At 68.5% G+C, this 25,790-nt stretch carries 24 protein-coding genes and 3 tRNA genes; 18 read left to right on the forward strand and 9 right to left on the reverse strand.

Annotated elements, in window-relative coordinates; translation table 11 throughout:
* Window positions 1–40 precede the first annotated feature (40 nt).
* The 3 genes from AL072_RS07265 to AL072_RS07275 are packed head-to-tail and all read left to right on the forward strand — an operon-like array spanning window position 41 to window position 4,069.
* On the forward strand, window positions 41–1,447 hold the full coding sequence (locus tag AL072_RS07265) for a murein hydrolase activator EnvC family protein (RefSeq protein ID WP_045580894.1): 1,407 nt from the start codon (window positions 41–43) through the stop codon (window positions 1,445–1,447).
* The gene (locus AL072_RS07270) at window positions 1,448–2,887 is read left to right on the forward strand and encodes a S41 family peptidase (protein ID WP_045580893.1); all 1,440 of its coding nucleotides are present in this window, start codon (window positions 1,448–1,450) and stop codon (window positions 2,885–2,887) included.
* A gap of 15 nt (window positions 2,888–2,902) precedes the next feature.
* Window positions 2,903–4,069, forward strand: coding sequence for a divergent polysaccharide deacetylase family protein (locus tag AL072_RS07275; protein ID WP_045580892.1), 1,167 nt, complete (start codon window positions 2,903–2,905; stop codon window positions 4,067–4,069).
* Window positions 4,070–4,183: 114 nt separating this feature from the next.
* On the opposite strand, the gene AL072_RS07280 is transcribed toward AL072_RS07275, so the two are convergent.
* The 5 genes from AL072_RS07280 to rplU form a co-directional block, all read right to left on the reverse strand.
* Complete coding sequence (locus AL072_RS07280) at window positions 4,184–4,849, reverse strand: HAD family hydrolase (RefSeq protein WP_045580891.1); 666 nt, start codon at window positions 4,847–4,849, stop codon at window positions 4,184–4,186.
* Complete coding sequence (proB, locus tag AL072_RS07285; protein WP_045580890.1) at window positions 4,846–5,985, reverse strand: glutamate 5-kinase; 1,140 nt, start codon at window positions 5,983–5,985, stop codon at window positions 4,846–4,848. The genes AL072_RS07280 and proB overlap by 4 nt, the downstream gene beginning before the upstream one ends.
* On the reverse strand, window positions 5,975–7,252 hold the full coding sequence (gene obgE / locus AL072_RS07290; protein WP_045580889.1) for a GTPase ObgE: 1,278 nt from the start codon (window positions 7,250–7,252) through the stop codon (window positions 5,975–5,977). Before obgE ends, proB begins: the two co-directional genes overlap by 11 nt.
* Before the next feature lie 151 nt (window positions 7,253–7,403).
* The gene (gene rpmA, locus AL072_RS07295; protein WP_045580888.1) at window positions 7,404–7,688 is read right to left on the reverse strand and encodes a 50S ribosomal protein L27; all 285 of its coding nucleotides are present in this window, start codon (window positions 7,686–7,688) and stop codon (window positions 7,404–7,406) included.
* A 55-nt stretch (window positions 7,689–7,743) separates the two neighbouring features.
* A complete protein-coding gene (gene rplU, locus AL072_RS07300) occupies window positions 7,744–8,061 on the reverse strand; it encodes a 50S ribosomal protein L21 (RefSeq protein WP_045580887.1) in 318 nt (105 codons plus the stop codon).
* A 208-nt stretch (window positions 8,062–8,269) separates the two neighbouring features.
* On the opposite strand from rplU, the gene AL072_RS07305 reads away from it, so the two are divergent.
* Window positions 8,270–8,359 (forward strand) — tRNA-Ser (locus AL072_RS07305).
* Window positions 8,360–8,596: 237 nt separating this feature from the next.
* Window positions 8,597–9,262 carry a hypothetical protein gene (locus AL072_RS07310; protein ID WP_045580886.1) on the forward strand — a complete coding sequence of 222 codons (666 nt, stop codon included), beginning with the start codon at window positions 8,597–8,599 and terminating at the stop codon, window positions 9,260–9,262.
* 136 nt (window positions 9,263–9,398) lie between these two features.
* Here AL072_RS07310 and AL072_RS07315 read toward each other — a convergent pair whose 3' ends face one another.
* Window positions 9,399–9,887: an Hsp20 family protein gene (locus tag AL072_RS07315; protein WP_045580885.1), complete on the reverse strand. Its 489-nt coding sequence runs from the start codon at window positions 9,885–9,887 to the stop codon at window positions 9,399–9,401.
* A 265-nt stretch (window positions 9,888–10,152) separates the two neighbouring features.
* Between AL072_RS07315 and AL072_RS07320 the strand changes: the two genes are divergently transcribed.
* On the forward strand, window positions 10,153–10,572 hold the full coding sequence (locus AL072_RS07320) for a DUF1465 family protein (protein ID WP_045580884.1): 420 nt from the start codon (window positions 10,153–10,155) through the stop codon (window positions 10,570–10,572).
* Between the two features lie 121 nt (window positions 10,573–10,693).
* Here AL072_RS07320 and rpmE read toward each other — a convergent pair whose 3' ends face one another.
* Window positions 10,694–10,918 carry a 50S ribosomal protein L31 gene (gene rpmE / locus AL072_RS07325; protein WP_045580883.1) on the reverse strand — a complete coding sequence of 75 codons (225 nt, stop codon included), beginning with the start codon at window positions 10,916–10,918 and terminating at the stop codon, window positions 10,694–10,696.
* 189 nt (window positions 10,919–11,107) lie between these two features.
* On the opposite strand from rpmE, the gene AL072_RS07330 reads away from it, so the two are divergent.
* The 8 genes from AL072_RS07330 to AL072_RS07365 all read left to right on the forward strand — a co-directional run bounded on the left by AL072_RS07330 (window position 11,108) and on the right by AL072_RS07365 (window position 18,946).
* On the forward strand, window positions 11,108–12,925 hold the full coding sequence (locus AL072_RS07330) for an ABC transporter transmembrane domain-containing protein (RefSeq protein ID WP_082108830.1): 1,818 nt from the start codon (window positions 11,108–11,110) through the stop codon (window positions 12,923–12,925).
* A gap of 115 nt (window positions 12,926–13,040) precedes the next feature.
* Entirely contained in the window at window positions 13,041–14,174 is a 1,134-nt protein-coding gene (locus tag AL072_RS07335; protein ID WP_045580882.1) for an ABC transporter permease, read from the forward strand.
* Between the two features lie 170 nt (window positions 14,175–14,344).
* A complete protein-coding gene (gene mepA, locus AL072_RS07340) occupies window positions 14,345–15,325 on the forward strand; it encodes a penicillin-insensitive murein endopeptidase (RefSeq protein WP_052709911.1) in 981 nt (326 codons plus the stop codon).
* A 219-nt stretch (window positions 15,326–15,544) separates the two neighbouring features.
* Complete coding sequence (locus tag AL072_RS07345) at window positions 15,545–16,492, forward strand: methyltransferase domain-containing protein (protein ID WP_045580881.1); 948 nt, start codon at window positions 15,545–15,547, stop codon at window positions 16,490–16,492.
* 112 nt (window positions 16,493–16,604) lie between these two features.
* Window positions 16,605–16,691, forward strand: a tRNA-Leu gene (locus tag AL072_RS07350).
* Between the two features lie 4 nt (window positions 16,692–16,695).
* Window positions 16,696–16,771: transfer RNA gene (locus AL072_RS07355), tRNA-Ala, on the forward strand.
* 220 nt (window positions 16,772–16,991) lie between these two features.
* Window positions 16,992–17,357 carry a hypothetical protein gene (locus tag AL072_RS07360; protein WP_245636618.1) on the forward strand — a complete coding sequence of 122 codons (366 nt, stop codon included), beginning with the start codon at window positions 16,992–16,994 and terminating at the stop codon, window positions 17,355–17,357.
* A 398-nt stretch (window positions 17,358–17,755) separates the two neighbouring features.
* A complete protein-coding gene (locus tag AL072_RS07365) occupies window positions 17,756–18,946 on the forward strand; it encodes a glutathionylspermidine synthase family protein (RefSeq protein ID WP_045580879.1) in 1,191 nt (396 codons plus the stop codon).
* 31 nt (window positions 18,947–18,977) lie between these two features.
* On the opposite strand, the gene AL072_RS07370 is transcribed toward AL072_RS07365, so the two are convergent.
* Together AL072_RS07370 and phaR are read right to left on the reverse strand one after the other, a co-directional pair.
* The gene (locus AL072_RS07370) at window positions 18,978–19,196 is read right to left on the reverse strand and encodes a hypothetical protein (protein ID WP_045580878.1); all 219 of its coding nucleotides are present in this window, start codon (window positions 19,194–19,196) and stop codon (window positions 18,978–18,980) included.
* Window positions 19,197–19,400: 204 nt separating this feature from the next.
* Complete coding sequence (gene phaR, locus AL072_RS07375; protein WP_045580877.1) at window positions 19,401–20,036, reverse strand: polyhydroxyalkanoate synthesis repressor PhaR; 636 nt, start codon at window positions 20,034–20,036, stop codon at window positions 19,401–19,403.
* Between the two features lie 591 nt (window positions 20,037–20,627).
* Here phaR and AL072_RS07380 point away from each other — a divergent pair.
* The 4 genes from AL072_RS07380 to AL072_RS07395 all read left to right on the forward strand — a co-directional run bounded on the left by AL072_RS07380 (window position 20,628) and on the right by AL072_RS07395 (window position 25,754).
* On the forward strand, window positions 20,628–21,887 hold the full coding sequence (locus AL072_RS07380; RefSeq protein WP_045580876.1) for an alpha/beta fold hydrolase: 1,260 nt from the start codon (window positions 20,628–20,630) through the stop codon (window positions 21,885–21,887).
* Window positions 21,888–22,000: 113 nt separating this feature from the next.
* Window positions 22,001–23,176, forward strand: a complete 1,176-nt coding sequence (locus tag AL072_RS07385; protein WP_045580875.1) for an acetyl-CoA C-acetyltransferase — start codon at window positions 22,001–22,003, stop codon at window positions 23,174–23,176.
* A 146-nt stretch (window positions 23,177–23,322) separates the two neighbouring features.
* Window positions 23,323–24,045, forward strand: a complete 723-nt coding sequence (gene phbB, locus AL072_RS07390) for an acetoacetyl-CoA reductase (RefSeq protein WP_045580874.1) — start codon at window positions 23,323–23,325, stop codon at window positions 24,043–24,045.
* A gap of 197 nt (window positions 24,046–24,242) precedes the next feature.
* Complete coding sequence (locus AL072_RS07395; RefSeq protein ID WP_045580873.1) at window positions 24,243–25,754, forward strand: UbiD family decarboxylase; 1,512 nt, start codon at window positions 24,243–24,245, stop codon at window positions 25,752–25,754.
* Window positions 25,755–25,790 lie beyond the last annotated feature (36 nt).

Below are 25,790 nucleotides of genomic sequence, written 5' to 3' on the forward strand. Positions count from 1 at the left end.
GGTATTTGTCGGGGAGAGGGTATCCGGGGCGGGAGAGGGATTGCTTGCAGGCTTCGTTGTCATCGCCGGACTGATCCTCGTCCAGCCGGCGAATGCGCAGGGCGGCGCCCAACCCGACGCACCCAAGGACACGCTGAAGCGGGTCGAGCAGCAGCTTCAGACCGGCAAACAGCGCCAGCAGCAGCTGGAGCGCCAGTCCCAGGCCCTTCAGACCGAACTGGACGATCTGCGCGGCCGGTTGATCGGGCTGGCCGATCAGGCGCAGGGGCAGGAACAGGCGCTCGACCAGCTCGAAGACTCCCTGACCACGCTGGAGGCGGAGGAGCGCGAGCGTTCCGCCAGTCTCGACGGCGAACGGCAGCAGATCGCGACCCTGCTGGGCGCTCTGCAACGGTTGGCGCGCATCCCGCCGGAAGCAGCGCTGGCCCGGCCGGAAAGCCCGGTCGATACGCTGCGCTCCGCCCTGCTGCTGCGCGACGCCGTGCCGGCGCTTCGCGCGCGCGCCGACGCGCTGGCCCAGGCGCTGACCGCACTGGCCGACACCCGCGGCAAGCTGGTCGACCGGCGGTCCAAGGCGCTGGCCGCCAGGGTGGCGCTGGCCGAGAAGCAGGGCGAGATGAACCGCCTGATCGCCCGGCGCGAGGAGCTGTCGCGCCAGACCGAGGAGGAACGCGTCCAGGTCGGCCAGCGCATGGCCAACCTGTCCGGGCAGGCCGTCGACCTGCGCCAGCTGATGGAACGGATCGAGGCGGAACGCCGCGCCGCCGCCGAAGCCGCCGCCCGCCGCGAAGCGGAGCGGATCGAGGCGGAGCGCAGGGAGGCCGCCAGGCGCGAGGCGGAAAAGCGCGAGGCCGAACGCCGCCTCGCCGCCCGGAAGGAGGCGGAACGCAAGGATGCCGAACGCAAGCTTGCCGACCTGCGTGCCGCCGAGCAGAAGCTGGCGGAGCAGAAGGCTGCGGAAGAACTGCGCGCCAAGGAGGAGGCTGCCCGCGAGGCAGCGCGCGAGCGAGATCTCGCGGCGCGTGCCCCCAACCGCGCAGCCGATGGCCCGCCGGCGGTCGCCGGCATGGTGCTGCCCGCCGCCGGCAGGCTGACCACCCGCTTCGGCGAGGCCGACCGCTTCGGCGCCACCAGCCGTGGCGTCACCGTCCAGACCCGCGCCGCCGCCGCCGTGGTGGCGCCGCGCAGCGGCACGATCGTGTTTGCCGGGCCCTTCAAGGGCTATGGCCTAATCTTGATCGTGGAACACGGCAACGGATATCATAGTTTGATTGCGGGTTTGGGCCGGATCGACACGGCCGTCGGGCGTAAGGTGGCCAGCGGGGAACCGCTGGCGGTCATGCCGCCGGACGGCAATCCGGATCTCTATTTCGAGCTGCGACGAAACGGCCAGCCGATCAACCCGCAACGCGGGTTCGGCGCCCCGGAGGGGAAAGGACAAGGGTAGATGAGGATGATCAAGCGCGCCGCCGCAGCGGCTGCTCTGGTGTTTCTGGGAGCCGGCGTCGCCACCGTCACCGCACAGTCCAGCAACTCGTCGGACACCTACCGGCAGCTGAACCTGTTCGGCGATGTCTTCGAGCGTGTGCGCGCCGAATATGTCGAGCCGGTGACCGATGAACAGCTGATCGAAGCGGCGATCAACGGGATGCTGACCTCGCTCGACCCGCATTCGAGCTATCTGAACAAGAAGAGCTTCCAGGACATGCAGGTCCAGACCCGCGGCGAGTTCGGCGGGCTGGGCATCGAGGTGACGATGGAGAACGGCCTGGTGAAGGTCGTGTCGCCCATCGACGACACCCCGGCCTTCCGCGCCGGCCTGCAGCCGGGCGACCTGATCGTCCAGCTGAACGGCGAGGCGGTGATGGGCCTCAGCCTGAACGAGGCGGTCGAGAAGATGCGCGGCCCCATCGGCAGCGAGCTGAAGGTCACCGTCCGCCGCGGCGAGGCGGGGGAGCCCTTTACCGTGTCGCTGACCCGCGCCGTCATCAAGGTGCAGTCGGTCCGCTTCCGCACCGAGGGCGAGATAGGCTATGTCCGCGTCACCAGCTTCAACGAGCAGACGCAGAGCGGGCTGGAGAAGGCGATCGCCTCGATCCAGCAGCAGCTGGGCGACAAGCTGAAGGGCTTCGTGCTGGACCTGCGCAACAACCCGGGCGGCCTGCTCGACCAGGCGGTTTCGGTGTCCGACACCTTCCTGGAGAAGGGCGAGATCGTGTCGACCCGCGGCCGGCGGGCGGAGGAGGGCACCCGCTTCAACGCCAAGGCGGGCGACCTGATCAAGGGGCTGCCGCTGGTGGTGCTGATCAACGGCGGTTCGGCCTCGGCGTCGGAAATCGTCGCCGGCGCCCTGCAGGACCACAAGCGCGCGATCGTCATGGGCACCCAGAGCTTCGGCAAGGGATCGGTCCAGACCATCATTCCGCTGCCCGGCCACGGCGCCATGCGTCTGACCACGGCGCGCTACTACACGCCGTCGGGCCGCTCGATCCAGCAGCTGGGCATCACCCCGGATATCGAGGTGCATGTCGCCAAGGTGGAGGATCTGGACAGGAACATCGTCCGCCGCCGCGAGGCCGACCTGAAGGGCGCGCTGGTCAACCCCGACGCCGCCAACCAGAACCGGGCGCCGCGTCCGGCCACGACCAACCCGGCGGCTCCGGGCACTCCGGCGGCCCCCAACCCGGCGGCGCCCGCCCCCGGTCCGGGTGCCGGCGCTGCCCCGGCGCCGGGTGCGGCACCAGCCGCGCCTGCTGCTCCCGGGGCAACTCCGGCTGAGGGTGCGGCGGCGGAGGGTGCCGAGCCACCCTTCGACTTCCAGCTTGCCCGTGCGCTGGATCTGTTGCGGGGCGTCGCCCTGTTCCAGCAGCGCGCCGCGGCGCGCTGACCGGAGCGGCGGACGGTGAAGGTTCCAGCCTTGCTCGGTCGTCTGCGGTTCGATGTCCGGGGCCTGCGCCCCGGCCTCGGCTGGCTGCGTCGCCTGCGCCGCACCGGCGATGGGGCGGGCCGCGGGCCGCGCAAGCCGCTGTCGAAGGCCCTGCTGGGCGCCGCCGTCCTGACGGCGGTGGCCTATGCCGGGGTGGCCGGCTGGCTGGCGCTGAACGCCGCCGCGACCCGGGAAGCGTGGCAGGCGGAGATTCCGGCGGCGACGGTGGCGGTGGCCGCGTTGCCGCCGCCTCCCATGCCGAAGGCGGCGGCGCCCGCGACGGCGCCGCTCCCGACCGATGCGGCGCCCTTGCCCCTGCCGGGCGTGCCGGGAGCGGCGGTCACGTTGACCCCGGCCCCGGTGCCGGGGCTGGTGGAGGACAGCCGCAACGGGCCGCTGCCGCGCATCGCCCAGGACGGGCGCAAGCCCTGGCAGGTCTATGCCCGCCCGTTCCCGGCCACCGACAAGCGGCCTCGCATCGCCATCGTCATGTCGGACCTCGGGCTCAGCGGGGTGACCACCGGCAACGCGTTGGCCAAGCTGCCGCCCGGCATCACGCTGGCCTTCCTGCCCTATGCAGAGCGGTTGGACGACTGGATCGAGCGTGCCCGTACCAAGGGGCACGAGGTGATGCTTTCGGTGCCGATGGAGCCGCAGAACTACCCGCGCGACGATCCCGGCCCCAACGCGCTGCTGACCATGCTCGGCCCCGACCGCAACATCGAGCGGCTGGAATGGTCGCTGGGCAAGGCGGTGGGCTATGTCGGCATCACCAGCACCACCGGCAGCAAATTCACCGCCAACCCGGCGGCGATGCAGCCGGTGATCGACGCGCTGAAGGCCCGCGGCCTGCTGTTCGTCGATGCCCGTCTCACCCCGAAGAGCGTGGCCGGACCGCTCGCCAATCTCGCCGGCGTGCCGCGGGCGCTGGGCGACCGGGTCATCGACCGCGACCTGTCGCGCGGCGCCATCGACGACCAGCTGCGCGAGTTGGAGGAACTGGCCAAGACCAACGGCGCCGCCGTCGGCTTCGCCTCGCCCTATCCGACCACGATCGAACGGATCAATCTGTGGATGACCGCGCTAGCCGACCGCGGCATCGCCCTGGCTCCAGCGTCAGCCGTGGTCAACATCCAGAAGTGACGCAATCCGGAAGTGAGGCAGCAGGGCCTGCGCGCGCGGCCCTGGGCATCCCGCAGGCCGCGCAGATGGCGGGCCGGACGCTGGACTGAGCGGATGGAGGGGCGGCGCCTGCCCTCAGCCGCAGAGCGCATCCCAGTCGAGCGAGGCCGGATCTTCGACCAGATGGTCGACGGCGTCGAAGATCACGGCCGGGTGCTGGGGCCAAGCGATGGTCAGCATGCCGGCGGCCTTGGCGCTGCGGGCGCCGGTCGGACTGTCCTCGATCACGGCGCAGGCGTCCGGGGGCAGGCCCAGCATCGTCGCCGCCAGCAGGTAGGGCTCCGGATGGGGCTTGCCGTTGGCGACGTCCTCGCGGGCGATGCTGAAGCGGAAATGCGGGATCGACATGGCGCGCATGTTGGCGTCGACGATCATGCGGCCGCCGTTCGACACGCAGGCCTGCGTCAGACCGCGGGCGGCGAAGGCCTCCACCAGGGCGAAGGCGCCGTCGCGCGGCCGCACCCGGTCGACGTTGGCGACATATTGCGCGTTGATCTCGTCGGCCCAGCGCTTCAGGTCGACGGGAAAGGGGCGGCGGGCGTGCAGGGCGGCGTAGATCTCGCGGAAGGCGATGCCATGCATCGTCCGGCAATCCTCGTCGCTCAGCTCATGGCCGTAGCCGCGGCAGATCTCGACGGTGATGCGCTGGTGCCAGGGCTCGCTGTCCATCAGCGTGCCGTCGATGTCCCACAGGATGGCGCGGATCGGGGTGCGGGCAGAGGGGGGGATGTCGGCGGTCATCGCACCACCAGATCGTCGCGGTGAATCATCTCGTCGCGCCCGTGATAGCCCAGGATCTCCTCGATCTCGGTGCTCTTGTGACGGAGGATCTTGCGGGCGTCGTCGGCGCTGTAGGCGACGAGGCCGCGCGCCAGCTCGCGCCCGTCCTGGCTGCGGACGATCACCACGTCGCCGCGGTCGAAGTCGCCCTGGACGGCGGCGACGCCGGCCGGCAGCAAGCTGGCGCCGTTGGCCAGCGCCCGCTGGGCGCCGTCATCGACCACCAGCACGCCCGATGCGTTGACATGGCCGGCGATCCAGGCCTTTCGCGCCTTGGTCGGCTCGGCCGACGGCAGGAACCAGGTACAGGGCGCGCCGCCATCCTCCGGCCGCGCTTCCAGCGCCGCCAACGGGTTCATGCGCTTGCCCTTGGCAATCACCATGCGGCAGCCGGCCGACAGCGCAACGCGGGCGGCGGCGATCTTGGTCACCATGCCGCCGCTGCTGTAGCCGGGGGGCGGTTCGCCGGCCATGCCCTCGATCTCCGGCGTCAGTTCGCGCACTGTGGGGATGTGGCGGGCATCCGGATCCTTGCGCGGGTCAGCGGTGTAGAGGCCGTCGATGTCCGACAGCAGCACCAGCGTGTCGGCGCTGACCATCTGCGCCACCCGCGCCGCCAGCCGGTCGTTGTCGCCGAAGCGGATTTCGGCGGTGGCCACCGTGTCGTTCTCGTTGATGACCGGGACGGCGCCCAGCTTCAGCAGCGTGTCGATGGTGTTGCGGGCGTTCAGGTGGCGCCGCCGTTCCTCGGTGTCCTCCAGCGTCACCAGCACCTGGGCGACGGTGACGTCGTGGCGGGCCAACGTCTCCTGATAGGCGTGGGCCAGTCGGATCTGGCCGGTGGCCGCCGCCGCCTGCTTCTCCTCCAGCTTCAGCGCCCGGCCGACGAGGCCGAGATGCTCGCGTCCGCAGGCGACGGCACCGGAGGTGACGATCACCACCTCCTGCCCGCGCCTGCGGCAGGCGGCGACGTCGTCGGCCAGCGCGTCGAGCCAGGCACGGCGGATCTGCCGGGTTTCACCATCGACCAGAAGGGCCGAGCCGATCTTCACGACCAGCCGGCGGGACTCGAGAAGGGTAGGGGCGTCAAGCGCCATGGCGGGAGGTTCCGTCCGTATCGTCGTCCGAGCCGTCCTCTTCGCCCTCCGGCTCCTCCCCGTCAAGTGCCTCGTCCCCTTCGCCTTCCAGCTCGGCGCCCTCTTCGAGATCGCCCTCTTCGAGATCATCCTCCTCGAAGCCGGCCTCCTCGCCGCCGACCCATTCGCCGGCCTCGTCGTCCCACTGCATCTCGCCGTCGTCGGGCAGCTTCTGGCCGACCGGCGGGCGCGGGATGGAGCGGGTCGCGGGGGCGTGGATGACCTCGGGCTCTTCCTCCTTCGATTCCTTGATGACGGTCAGCAGCCGGAACAGCACCTGCTTCACGCCCTGGCCGGTGGCGCCGGACAGCACCATGACCTCGGCGCCCGACGCCTCTTCCAGCGCCGCCTTCTTCTCCTCGATCTCCTCGTCGAGCAGGGCGTCGGCCTTGTTCAGCCCGATCACCTCCAGCTTGTCGGCGAGGTTGCCGCCATAGGCTTCCAGCTCGTTGCGGATCGTCCGGTAGGAGGCGACCACGTCGTCCGCGGTGCCGTCGATCAGGTGCAGCAGGATGCGCGACCGCTCGACATGGCCGAGGAAACGGTCGCCCAGCCCATGACCCTCATGCGCACCCTCGATCAGGCCGGGAATGTCGGCGATGACGAATTCCTCGTCACCGGCGCGGACGACCCCCAGGTTGGGGGCCAGCGTGGTGAAGGGGTAGTCGGCGATCTTGGGCTTGGCCGCGGTGGTCGCGGCCAGGAAGGTCGATTTGCCGGCGTTGGGCAATCCCAGCAGTCCGGCATCGGCGATCAGCTTCAGCCGCAGCCACACCCACTGCTCCTGCCCCGGCCAGCCGGGGTGGAACTTGCGCGGCGCGCGGTTGGTCGGCGTCTTGAAATGGGCGTTGCCGTGCCCGCCGTCGCCGCCGCGCAGGAAGACCCGGCGCTGGCCGGCCTCGGTCAGGTCGCACAGCACGGTCTCCTGATCCTCGTCGAGGATCTGGGTTCCCACCGGCACGCGCAGGACGACGTCCTCGCCGCGCGCGCCGTTGCGGTTGCTGCCCATGCCGTGATGGCCGCGCTGCGCCTTGAAATGCTGTTTGTAGCGGTAGTCGATCAGCGTGTTCAGGCCGTCCGCCGCCTCGATCACCACGTCGCCGCCCCGGCCGCCGTCGCCGCCGTCGGGACCGCCGAACTCGATGTACTTCTCGCGCCGGAACGCCACGGCACCGGGGCCGCCGTCACCGCTCTTCAAGAACACCTTGGCCTGATCGAGAAACTTCATCGGGGGACCTTGCCCGTAAACGGAAGGAAAGCCGGCAGCGGGACAGTGCCGGACTCAAAAACGAAAATCGGGGAGCCGGTCGCCCGGTCCCCCGATTCTATCCCACAAGCGTGCAGGCCTGCGACACAGGCCGCGCAACGACCCGAAGAGGTTACTCGGCAGCGATGGCCGGAACCTGGTCGTTGGCCGGAACGACGTTCACGAAAGTGCGGCCGTTCGAGCTGTGCTTGAAGTAGACCTGACCGTCGGCCATCGCGAAGATGGTGTGGTCGCGGCCGAGACCGACATTCTCGCCCGGGTGGAACTTCGTGCCACGCTGACGGACGATGATGTTGCCGGAGACGACGTTCTCGCCACCGAAACGCTTCACGCCGAGACGGCGGCCGGCGGAGTCACGGCCGTTGCGGGACGAGCCGCCTGCCTTTTTGTGTGCCATGGGGTGTTGCTCCTAAAACTGAAGGACGCAGAATGCCTTGTCCGGAAGAACCGGATCAGGCCGCGCCGTTGATGCCGGTGATGCGCAGGACGGTCAGGTCCTGGCGGTGGCCGTTCTTGCGGCGGTAGTTCTGGCGGCGCTTCTTCTTGAAGACGATGATCTTCGGGCCGCGATCCTGGGCGACGACCTCGGCGACGACCGAGGCGCCCGCCACGGTCGGGGTGCCGATGGTGGTGGTGCCGGCGTCGCCGACCATCAGCACGTCTTCGAGCGTGATGGAGGCGCCAGCATCGGCCTCGAGCTTCTCAACACGGATCACGTCGCCATTGGCGACCTTGTACTGCTTGCCGCCGGTGCGGATCACTGCAAACATTGTCGTCACTGCCTATGTCAAAACAAACGGCGGGCTTCTCGCCCACCGTTCGATGCGCAAGCCCGTTCATGGGAGCGACGATCTATACGCAGGAGGGGCTCGGAGTCAACAGGGATGCGGGCTGGAACACGCGCATTTTTCTGCAAAAAAGGCTTGCACGGCCGAAAGCGTTTATATAGGTTCCGCGCACCCCGCCAAACGGGGCAGCGGATGGGTGGCAGAGCGGTTGAATGCACCGCACTCGAAATGCGGCATACCCTCACGGGTATCGGGAGTTCGAATCTCCCCCCATCCGCCATTCTCTCTCTTGAGAGGATAAGCTTCAAGCGCCAGCCGCAGGGCTCGGCGCTTTTTTCTTGTCCGGAGCGTGGCGCCGCCGCGATCCGTTGCCGCGATCCGGCCGAACGAGCCTCCCCTTTTGCGCCGGACGGCCCCGATGGCCGTTCCCCCTGCTGGTTTGTTGGTCATTCCATCACCAACGCCCAGATCCCTTCGGCGCGATCCGCCAGGGATACGACCGGAAGGGGCCGCCGCCATGAACACGCTCTGCCGCCACGATGGATGCCTGCGATTCTCCTATGTGGCCGAGGGCGGTTTGAGGGTGGAAGGCACGCATGACCCGGCGGAACAGGTGCTGCTTCTGAAGGTGACCGCACCAAGGGGCCGGGTTCTGCATGTGGATGCGGTCCCCTGCGACGATCCGCGCGTCATCCTGGCCGCGCTGCGCGAGTGGGGCGAGCCGCCCGCCGAGGTGCGCGACGCGCTGCCGGCGCTCGGTGGCAACGCGATCCTGCTGGAGACGCGGCTCGGCGACTCGGTGCGCGCGTCGGTGCGGCGGCACGGCATGAAGGTGGAGGTGCTGTTCCTCGATGCCGACGGACGGCGGGTGGCGGAACTGCGCGCCGGCAGCCTCGATGCGCTCGACGCGAAGGCGGGGACGTTGCTTCGCTTGTCGCAGCGGACCCGCGCGGTGCTGAGCGCCTGGCTGTCGGCGGAACCGCTGTGGCTTGCGGCGCTGCTGCTGGGCGGCCCGTTCCTGGGGGCGCTGCTGATGACGGGATTCGGGGCGCAGCTTCCGCCGGAACGGGTGCTGCTCACCGCCTATGCCGGTGCCGCCGGGCTGGTCGCCGCCTATGAGTTGCTGCGCGCTGGCTATGCGGAGTGGGTCGTCGCCCCGCCGGAGAGTTTCCCGCTGGGCTGATCCGCAGCCGCAGGCCGCCACGGTAAAGGCAATGGAAAACAGCGCCCCGGAAGCTTCCGGGGCGCTGTTCCGATGTCTGCCTGTCGGACGTCTGCCGGCCTTGCGTCCGCTCGTCGCGGACGCGCCGGTCGGGATGTTACGCGGCCCGCTGGGTCAGGGCCGGGGACTGGGTGGGCGCACCCACCTCCACCGCGCCGCTGCCGGTGGTGCCGGCGATCGGAATGCTCCGCGGCTTCATCGCTTCGGGTACCTCGCGCGCCAACTCGATGTGCAGAAGGCCATTCTGAAGAGACGCGCCATTGACCTTGATGAAATCGGCAAGCTGAAAGCGGCGCTCGAATGCGCGGCCGGCGATACCCCGGTAGAGGAATTGGCCGCCGGGCTCGTCCTTCTTAGCTTTACCCGTGACGGTCAACGAATTCTGGTGGGCGGTGATGGTGAGGTCATCGATACCGAAACCGGCGACGGCCATGGTGATCCGGTACGAATCCTCGTTCATCTTCTCGATGTTGTAGGGCGGGTACGAGGCCGCCTCGTCACCGGTGGTCGCGGTCTCCAGCAGGCGCGACAGGCGGTCGAAACCGACGGTGGAGCGGAACAGGGGCGAAAGGTCGTAGCTGCGCATGACATATCCTCCGAAAGAGCGATACGGCCGCTGAAGACCACGGAGTCCGTCGGTCCTCTGGGGCGGTGGTGGTGGCGGACCCCGTATGGGCATCCGCTGGACGAGCGAGAGATAATCGACGCTTTTTCCTGTTCAAGAGGGTGTCCGTACGCATGCCCGGCCGAACCCGCTTGGGGTTGTCGGATAATGCCCGGTCACCAATTGTTAATCAGTTGCGGCAAGGCTCACGCTAGGGCCGAAAGTCCGCGGGAGGGGGCCGAAGACCATGACTTCGCACAGTTTCTTCTTCAACGGTCCCTATGACGAGACCATGGCCCTCTTGATCGAGGCGCGGAATTACATCGCCTATCATGATGCGGCCGAGCATCGGAAATTGCCGCCGCAGGTTCGTCTGCAGATTTCCTACGAATCGATGCGGGTGACCAGCCGCCTGACCCAGGTGATGGCGTGGCTGCTGGCGCAGAAGGCCGTCCATGCCGGCGAGATGACGAAGGAACAGGCGGCGAGCGAAGATTTCGCGCTGTCCGGCGGCGAGATCTGTTCCGATCCCAGCGGTCCCGACAATGAGGAGTTGCCGGCCGGCCTGCGCAGCCTGCTGGAGCGCAGCCACAGCCTCTATATGCGCGTCGACCGGCTGGACGCCATGGTCCGTGCCGATGTGGAACGCGCCGCCGCCGTGGGGTGAGGACGGTGGGCTGAGGCTTCGGTCTTCGGCTTCCGTCTTTGGATCTGCGGACATGCGAAAAGGGCGCCCGACCGGATCGGGCGCCCTTTTCGGGTCGGCAGGATGGAAGCGCGAGAACCGCTTACTTCTTGAGGCCGAAAGACGCGAAGCGCTTGTTGAACTTGGCGATCTGCCCGCCGGTGTCCAGCAGCTTCTGCACGCCGGTCCAGGCCGGGTGCGACTTCGGGTCGATGTCGAGACGCAGCGTGTCGCCCGGCTTGCCCATGGTGGAGCGGGTCGTGAACGAGCTGCCGTCGGTCATGACCACGGTGATCTCGTGATAATCGGGATGGATGTCAGTCTTCATGGCCGGGAGTTCCTGCAAAGCGAGCGGCGTCTATACCAAAACACGTCCCCCCGCGCAACCCCGGAAACGAGTGCGCCTGCAATCGGGTTCCAGGCCCCGATGGGCGGCGGCTCGCCTTGTTGGCGTCGCCGCCCCACGCTATATGGCAGCGGTCCGCAGCAATAACCCCAACCAACCAGCGGGAACAGCGTGGCTCGCCAATCCTCCCCCGACCTCATCGCCGCCTCATCCCGTGGCGAGGCCGATGCCCGCCGCCGCGACCTCGGTCCGCTGCGCCGGCTGATCCCGTTCCTGCTGCCCTACCGGTGGCACATCCTGGGCGCGATGCTGGCGCTGACCGTGGCGGCCGGCACCGTGCTGGGGCTGGGGCAGGGGATGCGGGTGCTGATCGACCAGGGCTTCGCCGGCGGCGACACCTCGCTGCTCGACCGGGCGCTGCTGGTGCTGCTGGGGGTGATCGCGCTGATGGCGGCCTCCACCTACGGCCGCTTCTTCCTGGTCAGCTGGATCGGCGAGCGGGTGGTCGCGGACATCCGCCGTGCCGTCTACGACCATGTGCTGACCCTTTCGCCGGGCTTCTTCGAGACGACCAAGACCGGCGAGATCCTGTCGCGCCTGACCACCGACACCACGCTGCTGCAGGTGGTGGTGGGGTCGTCGGCCTCCATTGCGCTGCGCAACGCGCTGCTGTTCCTGGGCGGCACCGGCATGCTGCTGGTCACCTCGCCCAAGATGACCGGGCTGGTGGCGCTGGTGGTGCCGCTGGTGGTCGCCCCCATCGTCTTCTTCGGCCGGCGGGTGCGCAAGCTGTCGCGCGACAGCCAGGACCGCATCGCCGACGTCGGCTCCTTCGTCGAGGAGACGCTTGCCGCCATCCGTACCGTCCAGGCCTTCACCCACGAGGCCATCGACCGCGCCCTGTTCGGCCGCCGGGTGGAGGAGGCGTTCGACGTCGCCATCCGCCGCGTGCGGGTGCGGGCGCTGATGACGGTGATCGTCATCGTCCTGGTGTTCGGCGCGGTCGGCATCATCCTGTGGATCGGCGGGCATGACGTGGTGGCCGGACGGCTGACGCCGGGCGAGCTGTCGGCCTTCGTCATCTATTCCGTCGTCGTCGCCGGATCGGTCGGCGCCATCAGCGAGGTGATCGGCGACCTGCAGCGCGCCGCCGGCGCGACCGAACGCCTGTTCGGCCTGCTGTCGATCGAGTCGGAAATCCGTGCGCCGGCGCTGCCGAAGCCGCTGCCCAGCCCGGCGGCCGGCGCGCTCGCCTTCGACGCCGTGCGCTTCCACTATCCCTCGCGCCCCGACTGGGCGGCGCTGGAGGGGTTCTCTCTGGATGTGAAGCCGGGCGAGCGGGTGGCGCTGGTCGGTCCGTCGGGGGCGGGCAAGTCGACGGTGTTCCAGCTGCTGCTGCGCTATTACGACCCGCAGGCCGGTTCGATCCGGCTCGACGGCGTCGAACTGCGCGAGGCCGATCCGGTGGATGTCCGCCGCCGTTTGGGCCTTGTCGCGCAGGATCCGGTCGTCTTCTCCGCCAATGCCTGGGAGAACATCCGCTACGGCCGCCCCGACGCGACCGATGCCGAGGTGCGGGCAGCGGCCGAGGCCGCCCATGCGCTCGACTTTCTCGATGCGCTGCCCGAGGGCCTGGGCACCTTCCTGGGCGAGAAGGGCGTGCGGCTGTCCGGCGGCCAGCGTCAGCGCCTCGCCATCGCCCGGGCCATCCTGCGCGACCCGCCGGTCCTGCTGCTCGACGAGGCGACCAGCGCGCTCGACGCCGAGAGCGAGCGCATGGTGCAGGACGCGCTCGACCGGCTGATGCATGGCCGCACCACGCTGATCGTCGCCCACCGGCTGGCGACGGTGCTGAACGCCGACCGCATCGTCGTGATGGACAAGGGCCGCGTGGTGGAGACCGGCACCCATGCCGAACTGGTGGCGCAGGGCGGGCTGTATGCCCGGCTTGCCGCATTGCAGTTCGACCGGGCGGATGCGGCGGTGTAGGGAGGAAGGCTCCGCCGCCGTCCCGCGCCCGAACGTCCCATCGCCGGCAAGGCCCGGCCGCGCTACCCTTGCGTCCATGCGTCCCGGTTCGGGATGATCGGCGCGGAGCGGTGCGATGGCGCGGATATCGGTGGGCCGTCTGATGGCGGTGATGGTCAAGGAATTCATCCAGATGCGGCGCGACCGGCTGACCTTCGCCATGATGGTGGGGGTGCCGATCCTGCAGCTGATCCTGTTCGGCTTCGCCATCAACTCCGACCCCAAGGGGCTGCCGACGGCGGTGCTGGTGGCCGATTCGAGTCCCTTCGCCCGGACCCTGTTGGCGGCGATGGAGAATTCCGGCTATTTCGCCGTCACCCGGGCAGCCGGGTCGGAGGCCGACATCGACCGGCTGCTGGCGGAAGGGACGGTCCAGTTCGCGGTGACGGTTCCCGCCGGCTTTGCCCGCGACCTGCAGCGCGGCACCCGCCCGGTGCTGCTGGTGGAGGCCGATGCGACCGATCCGGCGGCGACCGGCAACGCGCTGGCGGCGCTGACCACCATCGCCCGGCAGGCGCTGGCCCCCGACCTGACCGGGCCGCTGGCGTCCCTGCGCACCGGGCCGGATCCCATCGACCTGCGGGTCCACCGCCGCTACAATCCCGAGGGCATCACCCAGTACAACGTCGTGCCCGGCCTGATGGGGGTGGTGCTGACCATGACCATGGTGATGATGACCGCGCTGGCTGTCACCCGCGAGCGCGAGCGCGGGACCATGGAGAACCTGCTGGCCATGCCGGCCCGCCCGTTCGAGGTGATGCTGGGCAAGATCGTGCCCTTCGTCGTCGTCGGCTATGTCCAGGTCGTGCTGATCGTGGTGGCGGCGCGGCTGCTGTTCGACGTGCCGGTCGTCGGCAGCCTGGGGCTGCTGTCGGCGGTGCTGATCCTGTTCATCGCCGCCAACCTTGCCGTCGGCTTCACCTTTTCCACCCTGGCGGCCAATCAGCTCCAGGCGATGCAGATGTCCTTCTTCTTCTTCCTGCCGTCGATGCTGTTGTCTGGCTTCATGTTTCCCTTCCGCGGCATGCCCGGCTGGGCGCAGGCGGTGGGCGAACTGCTGCCGCTGACCCATTTTTTGCGCATCGTCCGCGGCATCCTGCTGAAGGGAAACGGCCTGGGCGAGATCCTGGCGGAGGTGCTGGCGCTCACCCTGTTCCTGGCGGTGGTGACTGTGGTCGCGCTGAAGCGCTATCGCCAGACCCTGGACTGAGCCGCAACCGCCGCCTCCGGCCATCGGGTACACTCCGGATGGGTCCCCCCGATGGACAGGGCCGGTGCCTGTCGGTTCGGTTGTGCGTCGGTGACGCCTCCTCCATCATTCCTTAACCGCGACTCCGCTATAGCCGACTGGATGGCGGTGCTGGGACGGTGGGGGACGATATGGGGCGTCTGTCATTTGGGGGCCGGGTCTTTGGGCTGATCGCGTGCGCCGGCGTTGCGGTCGCCCTGCTGGCTGCCGGCGAGGCCGACGCCAAGCAGCGCAAGAGGAAACCGGAGCTGATCCCGGCCTATGCCACCAGCGTCGCCTGGGGGGCGGTGTCCGGCCCGTCGCTGGGCGCGCCGCAGGCCATCGGCGGCTATGCCGCCGGCTGCATCGCCGGCGCCCGCGCCTTGCCTCCCGAAGGAGTCGGCTATCAGGTCATCCGCCTGTCGCGCCAGCGCAATTACGGCCATCCCGTGCTGGTCGACATGCTGCGCGATTTCGGCCAGCGCGTGGCGCTCGCCGGGCTCGGCACCGCGCTGATCGGCGACATGGGGCAGGCGCGCGGCGGACCGATGCCGTCGGGCCATGCCAGCCACCAGATCGGCCTGGATGCCGATGTCTGGCTGCGGCTGGACCTGCCGCCGATGGGGCGGGCCGGCCGCGAACGGCTGGACGAGATCAAGTATGTCGATTACGACCGCATGCGCGTCACGGAGGATTGGACGGACCGGCAGGCCCGCATGATCCAGATCGCCGCCGCCGATGTGCGGGTCGCCCGCATCTTCGTCAGCCCGGCGATCAAGCTGGCGATGTGCCAGCGCAGTTGGACCGACCGCAGGTTCCTGAACAAGCTGCGGCCCTGGCATGGCCATGACGGGCACATGCACATCCGCCTGACCTGTCCGTCCGGCAGCCCGCTGTGCGAGCAGCAGACAGCCCAGCCGGAGGGCGACGGCTGCGACGACGAGCTGATGTCCTGGCTGGCCAGCGCGTCCCCGGCCATCGAACGTCCGCCTGGATACAAGCCGGAGCCGCGGGTGGTCCGCAAGATGCCGGCGGCCTGCCGGCCGGTGCTGAACGCCGCCGGCACGCGCATGGCCTCGCTGCCGGCCTCGCTGCCCGAGCCGGTACCGCTGCCGGCCAAGGCCTCACGCTGATCTTCGGCATCGCCGCAGGGCGGGCGATCGCGTTACCGCGAAGAAATTTTTCCACTTGCATGCAATTAGCGTCCGTCTAACCATGAGGCCCGACGGATCTTGCGAGTGGCGTGCTGCGACGGCACAGGGCAACCGCAGGTTTGGCACGACGCCGGCTGAGGGCTGCCGGTGGCGGCGGCATCGATTGGCCGATGGTGTACGACGTGGGGTACGGCGGCGATGGCGGACAAGGACGAATCGTCTGGGCATGGGCCGAGCCTGAAGACGCGGCTCTACGCGTGGTGGGAAGGCTATGACCTGTCGGGCATGAAGGCGAAGAAGGGCGAGGAGTCGCCAACGTCTTCGACGGGCGAGGCACAGCAGCCTGCCGGCCCGGAACCCGGCATGAACCGATGGGGCAAGCCGCTGTGGACCGCGACTCGCATCGAGGTGGCGGAAAAGATGTGGGGCGAGGGGTTCAACACCCCCGGCGGGGCCGAGCATATCCCCTATCTGGTCAAGCCGCTGGGGCTGAATCCGGCGATGAGCGTGCTCGACCTCGCGGCCGGGCTCGGCGGCACCAGCCGCACCATGGCCGGCAAATACGGCTGCTGGGTCACCGGGCTGGAGGCGTCGGACCTGCTGGCGAAGGAAGGCATGGTCCGTTCCTTCAAGATGGGACTCGAGAAGAAGGCGCCGGTCGAGACCTTCAACCCAGAACATTTCGGCTATCCCAAGCGCGTCGACGCCATCGTCTACAAGGAAGGCCTCTTCTCCGTCCGCGACAAGGAACAGATGTTCGACGGGATGGAGCTGGCGCTGAAACCGCGCGGCCATCTACTCATCACCGACTACATCGCCGAGGCCGACGTGCTGGGCGCCAAGGCGGTCCAGACCTGGTGCGACAAGGAGCCGCTGGCGCCCAACCTGTGGCCCAAGGACCGCATGGCCAACGCCTTCGCCCAGCGCAACCTCGACCTCCGCATCGCCGAGGACATCACCGACACCCATCGCGGCCTGATCCTGTCCGCCATCCAGGGACTGGTCGAGCATCTGGAGAAATTCCAGCTCGACACCCCCACCAAGCTGGCGGTGATGGAGGAGGTCGAGCTCTGGGCCCGCCGCGTCGCCGCCATCGAGGCCGGCATGCGGGTCTACCGCTTCTATGCCATCAAGCCGGCGGAGTAGGGCGGCAAGCCGGCGCCGGGGAAAAACTTTTGCGCAGTTGCGTTTTTTCTCTTGAGCGCGGCGCCGGCTCTGGGTACATAGAGCGCCCCGCGTGACCCCAAGACACGCGGACGCGCTTGTGGCGGAACTGGTAGACGCGCTAGGTTCAGGTCCTAGTGGCTGAAAGGCCGTGGGGGTTCGACTCCCTCCAAGCGCACCAATGTGGGGCCATAGCTCAGCTGGGAGAGCGCTACAATGGCATTGTAGAGGTCATCGGTTCGATCCCGATTGGCTCCACCATTTCTTCCCGCTGTCGGGGCGGAGCATCCCCGATACTTCCCGTTGTTTTACAACACCCACATTGTGGCTTTCCGGTATCAGGAGGGCGCAGCCAGGGTGTTACCCCCTTGGGGCGCATGGCCGAACGGGTGCCGCGCACGGATAATCGCTTCTGTCGATCCGCCCGCCATTCCGATTTATTTCCGGAGCGCCCGCCATGTCCACACGGATGGAACACGGGATGAGGACGCTTGTCCTCTCCCTCTATGATGAAGCTCTATTGACGGCAGCGGCCAAGGGGCTGACCGGGCTTCTGGCCGAACGGGCGGCCTTGTGCGAGGTGGCGAGCCTCGCCGCCGGCCCGGCCCGCCGCGCAGTGTCCGAAGAAGAGGTGTTGCGCATCGTGCTGTCCGCGCGCCGGATTCGGCGCCTGGGCGCGGCCCCCGTCCCTGCCTCCGCCCGAGACGGCGTGGCGACCCTGGTGCCCGGCTTCACAGCCGTCCCGCCGGCGGCATCCGTGGCGGTCGCGATGAAGCCGCGGCGCGGCCGGCTGGCCCTGTGGGCCTTGCGGTCGCTCGCCCGTCATCCGTTGGCATCACTGATCTGATCCCCCGCTGCGGGCCGCTGCGGTCGTGTGCCGCCGCGGCCCGCCGGAAGGTCCGCAACGGTCCAGGAGCATTTCGGGCGGCAGCATTCCGAACGGGGGTGATATCGCGGATGCGCGCTGGCGCACCGCGGTCAGGCGCGATAGTAGATAAGCAGGGCCGTGTTTGCACCGCAACCATCCGCCCCGGTCCCCGCTCTCGTGCAAGTCCGGCCCCAGGCCGGGGGCCGTCATGTCTATGCATGTCTCTAGGATTGGCCTCCTCCGGAGTGGACCGTTGACCAGCCTGCCGCCCGTCATCCCAGCCATTCATTCCCGTACCCCAGCGGAATTGCCTGCGGCGCCTGCTCGCGCGGCCTCCCGCGCGGCCGGCCGGACCTGATCGGGGCGGATCGGACGTCATGCGCAGGACGACGATGAAGCCGCGGGCGGACTGGCGCCCGGGCCTTCGCAAATATCCCTACGGTGTGCGTGCCATGTCGGCCGGGGCCAGTTGGCGTGAGGACACCGTCTATGAATTCACCGCTTCGCAGATCGACCTGATCGAAAGCGTGGCGGACGAACTGCACAGCATGATCGGCGTCGCCGTCCGCCATGTGGTGGAGCACAAGCTGTTCGCCGCGCTCGGCATCCGCGGCGACATGGGGAGGCTGCTGGAGGCCTCGTGGGCCGATTATTGGGCCGGCGGGCGGCGCAACGAACGGGCGGGCGGTCTCGCCGGCCGGCTGACGCTGGCCTATGACGGGCGCGACAGCGTCAAGCTGCTGGGATGCAACTACGACACCGGCGAAGGGCTGTTCGCCGCCTCGCTCGTTCAGCGCAACTGGCGGGAGGCCATGGCCCCGGACGCCAACCAGTTCAACGGCCTGCACGAGGCGCTGGTCGAGCGGTGGGAGGAGCTGGCGGCCGGTCTCCCCGGCCGTGGGCGCATGCACGCGACCTGCGCAACCCCCGATCCGGTGCGCGAGGGCGAACTGGTCTATCTGGCCGCCACCGCGGCGGAGGCCGGCATCGACACGCGCCTGCTGCCTCTGCAGTCCATCGCCTGGGATGGCCGCCGCTTCATGGACGACGAAGGGCAGCCGATCTCCTGGCTGGCGAAGCTCTATCCGTGGGACGGGTTGGCTGACGACGCCTTCCTGCAGCGGCTGCGCAGCAGCGGCATGAGCGTGCTGTCGCCGCTGTGGTGCTGGCTGTGGTCGAACCATGGGCTGCTGGCGGTGCTGTCGCACCTTTATCCGCGCCATCCCAACCTGTGCCGTGCCGCGCTCGACCCCGGCGGGGTTGCGGATGCTGATATGGTGACGGTGCGTGCGCTCCATGGGCTGGACGGCGCGCCGACGCGCATCGTCGAGCAGGGGGCGGTGATCGCCGACGATGGGCCGGCTGTCGGCGCTGACGTGGCGGCGCAGGGGGCGGTGTGGCTGGAAACCCCGTCCGGATTCCGCGAGGAGGACACGCGGGCCGTCCTGCACGCCTGGATCGTCGGAGACAAGTGCCTGGGCATGGCGGTGCGGGAATCGACGGATCCGCGCGTCGGCCTGGGCATTGGCCCGGATTCGGCGACGGTCCCGCACCTGTTCAGGGGATAGCCGGCCCGGACAAGTGGATATAGAGCGCCTGTTATGGCGCGAACGGGTTCTTCAGCGCCGGTCCGAAGGTCGCCTTGCGCGCGGCGCGCCAGATGGTTTCGGTGGCCGCGTCGTTGCCGCGGTCCGCGATGGCCATGCCGGCCACGCCAGGCTGATGGTCCAGCCAGTCGCGCAGCCTGTCCTCGAAACGGGTGGTTTCCCGCGGGTCGTCGCTGGCCAGGGTGATCGAGACGGTCAGTTCGGTGGTCATCGTCGGTTCCTTCCTGCCGATTGGCCCGGTGCGGTGTCCGGTACGCTGGACGAGAAGATGCCCCTGTTGCGTATGATCCTCGGGCACCCCCCCTCGGTATGGAAGAAGCCTGCGCGCAGGGCTTTCCCTGGGCAATGAAAAAGGCGGGGTATGACCCCGCCTTTCGTGCCGCCCGTCTGCCGGGAACCTTTCCGAACCGACCGGCTATTTCGTGTCCGCCTTGCCTGCAGGCCGCGCGATACCGGCGATCTGCTTCTGCAATTCGTCTATCTGCTTCTGCAACTCGTCGAAGGTTGGGCCGGCCGCGGCCGCCGGGGGCGTCGTACCGGGCTGCCCGGGCGGGCGCTGGCCGGGCGCCTCGTCCGGGGCGCCGGCCGCACCGAACGGCGTGAACATCCGCATGGCGCGCTCGAACATCGCCATGTTCTGCTTGCTGACCTCGTCCAGACGGCCGAACGGGAAGATGCCGCCCAGCGTGTTCTGGAAATAGTCGCGCATCTGCTCCTGATTGCGGGAGAAGGCCTGCATCGAATATTCCAGATACCGCGGCACCACCGACTGCATGTTGTCGCCGTAGAAGCCGATCAACTGGCGCAGGAAGCTGATGGGCAGCAGATTCTGACCCTTGCTTTCCTCTTCCACGATGATCTGGGTCAGGACCGAGCGGGTGATGTCCTCTCCCGTCTTGGCGTCGTAGACCACGAAGTCGAAGCCGTCCTTCACCATCTGGCACAGATGGTCCAGCGTGACATAGCTGCTGGTGGCGGTGTTGTAGAGCCGCCGGTTGGCGTACTTCTTGATCGTGATCGGAGCGGACTTCTGGTCTTCCTTGTCGGCCATCGCGGACTCTTTCAAGAAGGGACGTGTTCCAGGCACGGTGATACAGACACGCGGTGTTCCGGACACGGGGGGCCTTGGCGGCGGAGATTGTTCCGTCATTAGAACTACTCGAAGGGATAGCAATTTGTCCAGCGTTGCGCCGCGGCATAGCGCCGCGGTTGCGGTGGGAAACCGGGCCGGACTGACGGCTGCGACGGGCCAGGACAGCCCCCCGCGATACCCGAAAGGACAGGTGGTGAGCCATGCCGCACTGGTCAATGCGGTGTCGTCCCGCCTATAATCCGGGCATGGCCGACCCGTCGCAACCAGAACCCCCATCCGATCCGCCTTCCTACGAATCGCTGGCGCGCCGCTATCTGGACCTGTGGCAGGACCAATGGACGGCCGGCGCCGCCGATCCGGAGATGGCGGACATGATGGCCCGTCTGTTCCAGATGATGGGGCAGGGAATGGCGGCCGCTCCCTTCCCGTTTGGACCGGCCGGTTTCGGTTCGGGAGGCTTCGGCTTCGGCGGAACGCCCGGCACCGGATGGGATCCCCGTCCGTCCCCTTTCCCCCACACCCTCTCCCCCCAAAACGGACGGCCTTCCGATGAGCGAGCGTCTGGCGGACAAGAGGCGGGCGGACGGCACGCCGATGCGCCGCGGGCCGCGGCCGCTGAGCCTGCACCTGACGGCGGCGCTGGGCAGCTTGCTCAGCTCCGCGGCCGGATTGCCGCTCTTGAGGAACGGCTTGCTGCCCTGGAGTCCGGCGCTGAGGGGGCGGGCGGCGGCCCTGCGGGACGACCTGTTGCAGGCCGACCGGCTGCCCGGCGGCGGCGACCGCCTGAGCCGGGAGGTTGACCGGGAGATCCGCCGTCGCATCGACGCCGTCCTGACAGGCATCGAGCGGTACCGCCGCCATCCCTATGTCCGCGACCTGCCCGATCCGCCGACGGTCTGGGCGGAAGGCGGCTCGCGGCTTCTCGATTATGGGATGGGAGCGGGCCGGCCGGTGCTGTTCGTGCCGTCGCTGGTCAACCGCGCCTATATCCTGGACCTGTCGCGCGACAGGAGCCTGATGCGCTGGCTGGCGGCGCGCGGCTTCCGGCCGCTGCTGCTGGACTGGGGAACCCCGGGGCCGCTGGAACGCCGCTTCACCCTGACCGATTACATCGCCGGCCGGCTGGAACGGGCGCTCGATTTGGTGGTGGAGTCTTGCGGACAGCCGGTTCCGGTGGTTGGCTACTGCATGGGCGGGCTGCTGGCGGCGGCGCTGGCGCAGCGTCGGCCGCGGTCGCTGGCGGGGCTGGGGCTGATGGCCACGCCGTGGGATTTCCATGCCGAGGACGCGGCCACCGCACACCGGGTGGCGGCCTTCATCCAGCCCTGGGGCCCGGCGCTGGAGCGCTGGGGCGAGTTGCCGACCGATGCGCTGCAGGCCCTGTTCGCCCAGCTCGACCCGCTGCTGGCGTTGAAGAAATTCAGCCAGTTCGCCCGCATGGCCCCCGGCTCCCGCGCGGCGGGCGCCTTCGTGGCGCTGGAGGATTGGCTGAACGACGGCGTGCCGCTGGTGGCCGGCGTGGCACGCGACGCGCTGGCCGGCTGGTACGGCCGCAATGACACCATGGCCGGTTCCTGGATGGTCGCCGGACTGCCGGTCGATCCAGCGTCCATCCGCGTGCCCACCCTGGCACTGATCCCGGAGCGCGATCGCATCGTTCCGCCGGCCTCTGCCCTGGCGCTTGCCGCCGCCATTCCCGGCGCCCGCACGCACCGGCCGCCGCTCGGCCATATCGGAATGGTCGTCAGCGCCGGCGCCGAGACCGGAGTGTGGACTCCGCTCGCCGATTGGCTTGCTGCGACAGGTTAGTGCAGCGACCTTCGGCCATCTTGCGTCCGGCCATCTGCACGTCTTAAGGTAAGAATCACTCCGAGCGTCCTACCATCGCTATAATAAAACTGTCCTAATTCGAGGAGCGTTCCATGACCGAGGTTGTCATTGCCAGTGCGGCCCGTACGCCCATCGGCAGCTTCAACGGCGCCCTCAGCGCCGTTCCCGCCCATGTCCTGGGCGAGGTCGCGATCCGCGAAGCGCTGGCGCGCGCCAAGACCGACGCGGCGGAAGTGAACGAGGTCATCTTTGGCCAGATCCTGACCGCCGGCCAGGGCCAGAACCCGGCCCGCCAGGCCGCCGTCAACGCCGGCATCCCGGTGGAGGCGACCGCCATCGGCATCAACCAGCTCTGCGGCTCGGGCCTGCGCGCCGTCGCCCTCGGCTACCAGGCGATCAAGAACGGCGACGCCGACGTCCTGGTCGTCGGTGGACAGGAAAGCATGAGCATGGCGCCGCACGTCATGCATCTGCGCAACGGCACCAAGATGGGCACGGCGGAACTGCTCGACACCATGCTGCGCGACGGCCTGACCGACGCCTTCCATGGCTATCACATGGGCAACACCGCGGAAAACGTCGCCCAGAAGTGGCAGCTGACCCGCGAGGAGCAGGACGCCTTCGCCGCCGCCTCCCAGCAGAAGGCGGAAGCGGCCCAGAAGTCCGGCCGCTTCAAGGACGAGATCGTCCCGGTCACCATCAAGGGCCGCAAGGGCGACGTGGTGGTGTCGGACGACGAGTATCCCAAGCACGGCACGACGCCGGAATCGCTGGCCAAGCTGCGCCCGGCCTTCTCCAAGGACGGCACGGTGACCGCCGGCAACGCGTCGGGCATCAATGACGGCGCCGCGGCGCTGGTCCTGATGACGGCGGAGAATGCGGCCAAGCGCGGCGTCACCCCGCTGGCCCGCATCGTCTCCTGGGCGACCGCCGGCGTCGATCCGGCGATCATGGGCACCGGCCCGATCCCGGCCTCGCGCAAGGCGCTGGAAAAGGCCGGCTGGACCGTGGACGACCTCGACCTGATCGAGGCGAACGAGGCTTTCGCCGCCCAGGCGCTGTCGGTCAACAAGGATCTGGGCTGGGACACCGGCAAGGTCAACGTCAATGGCGGCGCCATCGCGCTCGGCCATCCGGTCGGTGCCTCGGGTGCCCGCGTGCTGACCACCCTGCTGTACGAGATGCAGAAGCGCGACGCCAAGAAGGGCCTCGCCACCCTGTGCATCGGCGGCGGCATGGGCATCGCCCTCTGCGTCCAGCGCGACTGATACCGGACGGGCCGCCTTCCCTGGCGGAAGCGGCCCGCTCCGCCCGAGGCATGATGGATCCGCCGGACCTGCGGAGGGTCCGTCATACCCAAAAATAAAAAATCAAAGAAACCAACCAATCACCACTAAATCTGGGGAGAAAAACAATGGCTCGTGTTGCAGTCGTCACCGGTGGCACCCGCGGCATCGGCGAGGCAGTCGCCGTCGCCCTGAAGAATGCCGGCTACAAGGTCGCCGCCAACTATGCCGGCAACGACGAGGCGGCCAAGGAGTTCACCGCCCGCACCGGCATCCCGGCCTACAAGTTCGACGTCTCCAACTTCGACGCCTGCAAGGAGGGCATCGCCAGGATCACGGCGGATCTCGGTCCGGTCGAGGTGCTGATCAACAATGCCGGCATCACCCGCGACGGCGTGATGCACCGCATGACCTACGAACAGTGGGAGGCGGTGATCCACACCAACCTGTCCTCGTGCTTCAACATGTGCCGCAATGTCATCGACGGCATGCGTGAGCGCGGGTTCGGCCGCATCGTCAACATCGGCTCGGTCAACGGCCAAGCCGGCCAGTACGGCCAGGTCAACTACGCCGCGGCGAAGTCCGGCATCCACGGCTTCACCAAGGCGCTGGCGCAGGAAAGCGCCGCCAAGGGCATCACCGTCAACGCCATCGCCCCCGGCTACATCGACACCGACATGGTGCGCGCGGTGCCGGCCAACGTGCTGGAGAAGATCGTCGCCCGCATCCCGGTCGGCCGTCTCGGCCGCGCTTCGGAGATCGCCAAGGCGGTGCTGTATCTTGTCGACGACGACAACGGCTTCATGACCGGCTCGACCCTGTCGGTCAACGGCGGCCAGCACATGTACTGATCCCCGGAACGGGGATAAGCCGACCGACACTCGACCTTGATCGCCCCTCTCCCGCGTTCGGCACGGACCCCCGGTCCGCCGAGGGCGGGGGAGGGGTTTTTCTTTTTGAAAGCAGGCGGGCCGCACTTGACGGGCCGGCCGTCTGGTTGAAGGTTATCGTCCGTTTCGGACGTACCCTCACTCACGGACACCCCGCGATGCCTTACACTTCGTTGCGCGACTTCATCGACCGGCTGGAGAAGGCGGGGCGGCTGGTGGTGGTGAAGGAACCGGTGTCGACCGTGCTGGAGATGACCGAGATCCAGACCCGCCTGCTGGCCGAGAACGGCCCGGCGGTGCTGTTCGAGAACGTCGTGAAGGCGGACGGCACGCGTTCCGAGATGCCGGTGCTGGTCAATCTGTTCGGCACGGTGGAGCGGGTCGCCTGGGGCATGGACCGTGAGCCGCACCAGCTGCGCGCGGTCGGAGAGACGCTGGCCTTCCTGAAGCAGCCCGAGCCGCCGGGCGGCTTCCGCGAGGCGCTGGAGCTGATCCCGCTGGCCAAGACCGTGATGTCGATGAAACCGAAGACCGTCGGCTCGGCGCCCTGCCAGGAGGTGGTGCTGACCGGCGACGACATCGACCTCGGCCGGCTGCCGGTGCAGAGCTGCTGGCCGGGCGAGCCGGCGCCGCTGATCACCTGGCCGCTGGTGGTGACCAAGGGGCCGACCGGCAAGCGCGAGGACGACTTCAATCTCGGCATCTACCGCATGCAGGTGCTGGGCAGGAACAAGACCATCATGCGCTGGCTGAAGCACCGCGGCGGCGCCCAGCACCATCACCGCTGGGCCGCCAGCGGCAAGCGCGAGCCGCTGCCCTGCGCCGTCGTGCTCGGGGCCGACCCCGGCACCATCCTGGCGGCGGTGACGCCGGTGCCCGATACCCTGTCGGAATACCAGTTCGCCGGCCTGCTGCGCGGCAAGAAGGTCGAGCTGGTGGAGTGCAGGACGGTGCCGCTGAAGGTGCCGGCCCAGGCCGAGATCGTGCTGGAAGGCCATGTCAGCCTGGACGAGTATGCCGACGAGGGGCCCTACGGCGACCACACCGGCTATTACAACTCGGTCGAGCCCTTCCCGGTCTTCACCGTCACCGCCATGACGATGCGGCGCAAGCCGATCTACCTCTCCACCTTCACCGGCCGGCCGCCCGATGAGCCGTCGGTGCTGGGCGAGGCGCTGAACGAGGTGTTCATCCCGCTGCTGATCCAGCAATTCCCGGAGATCGTCGATTTCTGGCTGCCACCGGAAGGCTGCTCCTACCGCATCGCAGTGGTCAGCATGAAGAAAGCCTATCCCGGCCACGCCAAGCGGGTCATGATGGGCGTCTGGTCCTTCCTGCGCCAGTTCATGTACACGAAATGGGTGATCGTCGTGGACGACGACATCGACGCGCGGAACTGGAAGGACGTGATGTGGGCGATGTCGACCCGCATGGACCCGGCCCGCGACATCACCGTGATCGAGGGCACCCCGATCGACTATCTCGATTTCGCCAGCCCCGAATCGGGCCTGGGCGGCAAGGTCGGGCTCGACGCCACCAACAAATGGCCGCCGGAGACCAAGCGGGAGTGGGGGCAGAAGATCCGCATGGCCGACGAGGTGGTGGAGACGGTCAGCCGGAAATGGGACCTCTATGGCCTGCCCGGCAGCGGAAAGCCGATCTGGAAGTGAGAGGAATGCCCTCTCCCGAATAGGAAGAGGGCATCC

The organism is Azospirillum thiophilum (assembly GCF_001305595.1).
In the GTDB taxonomy this organism is placed as follows: Bacteria; Pseudomonadota; Alphaproteobacteria; order Azospirillales; family Azospirillaceae; genus Azospirillum; species Azospirillum thiophilum.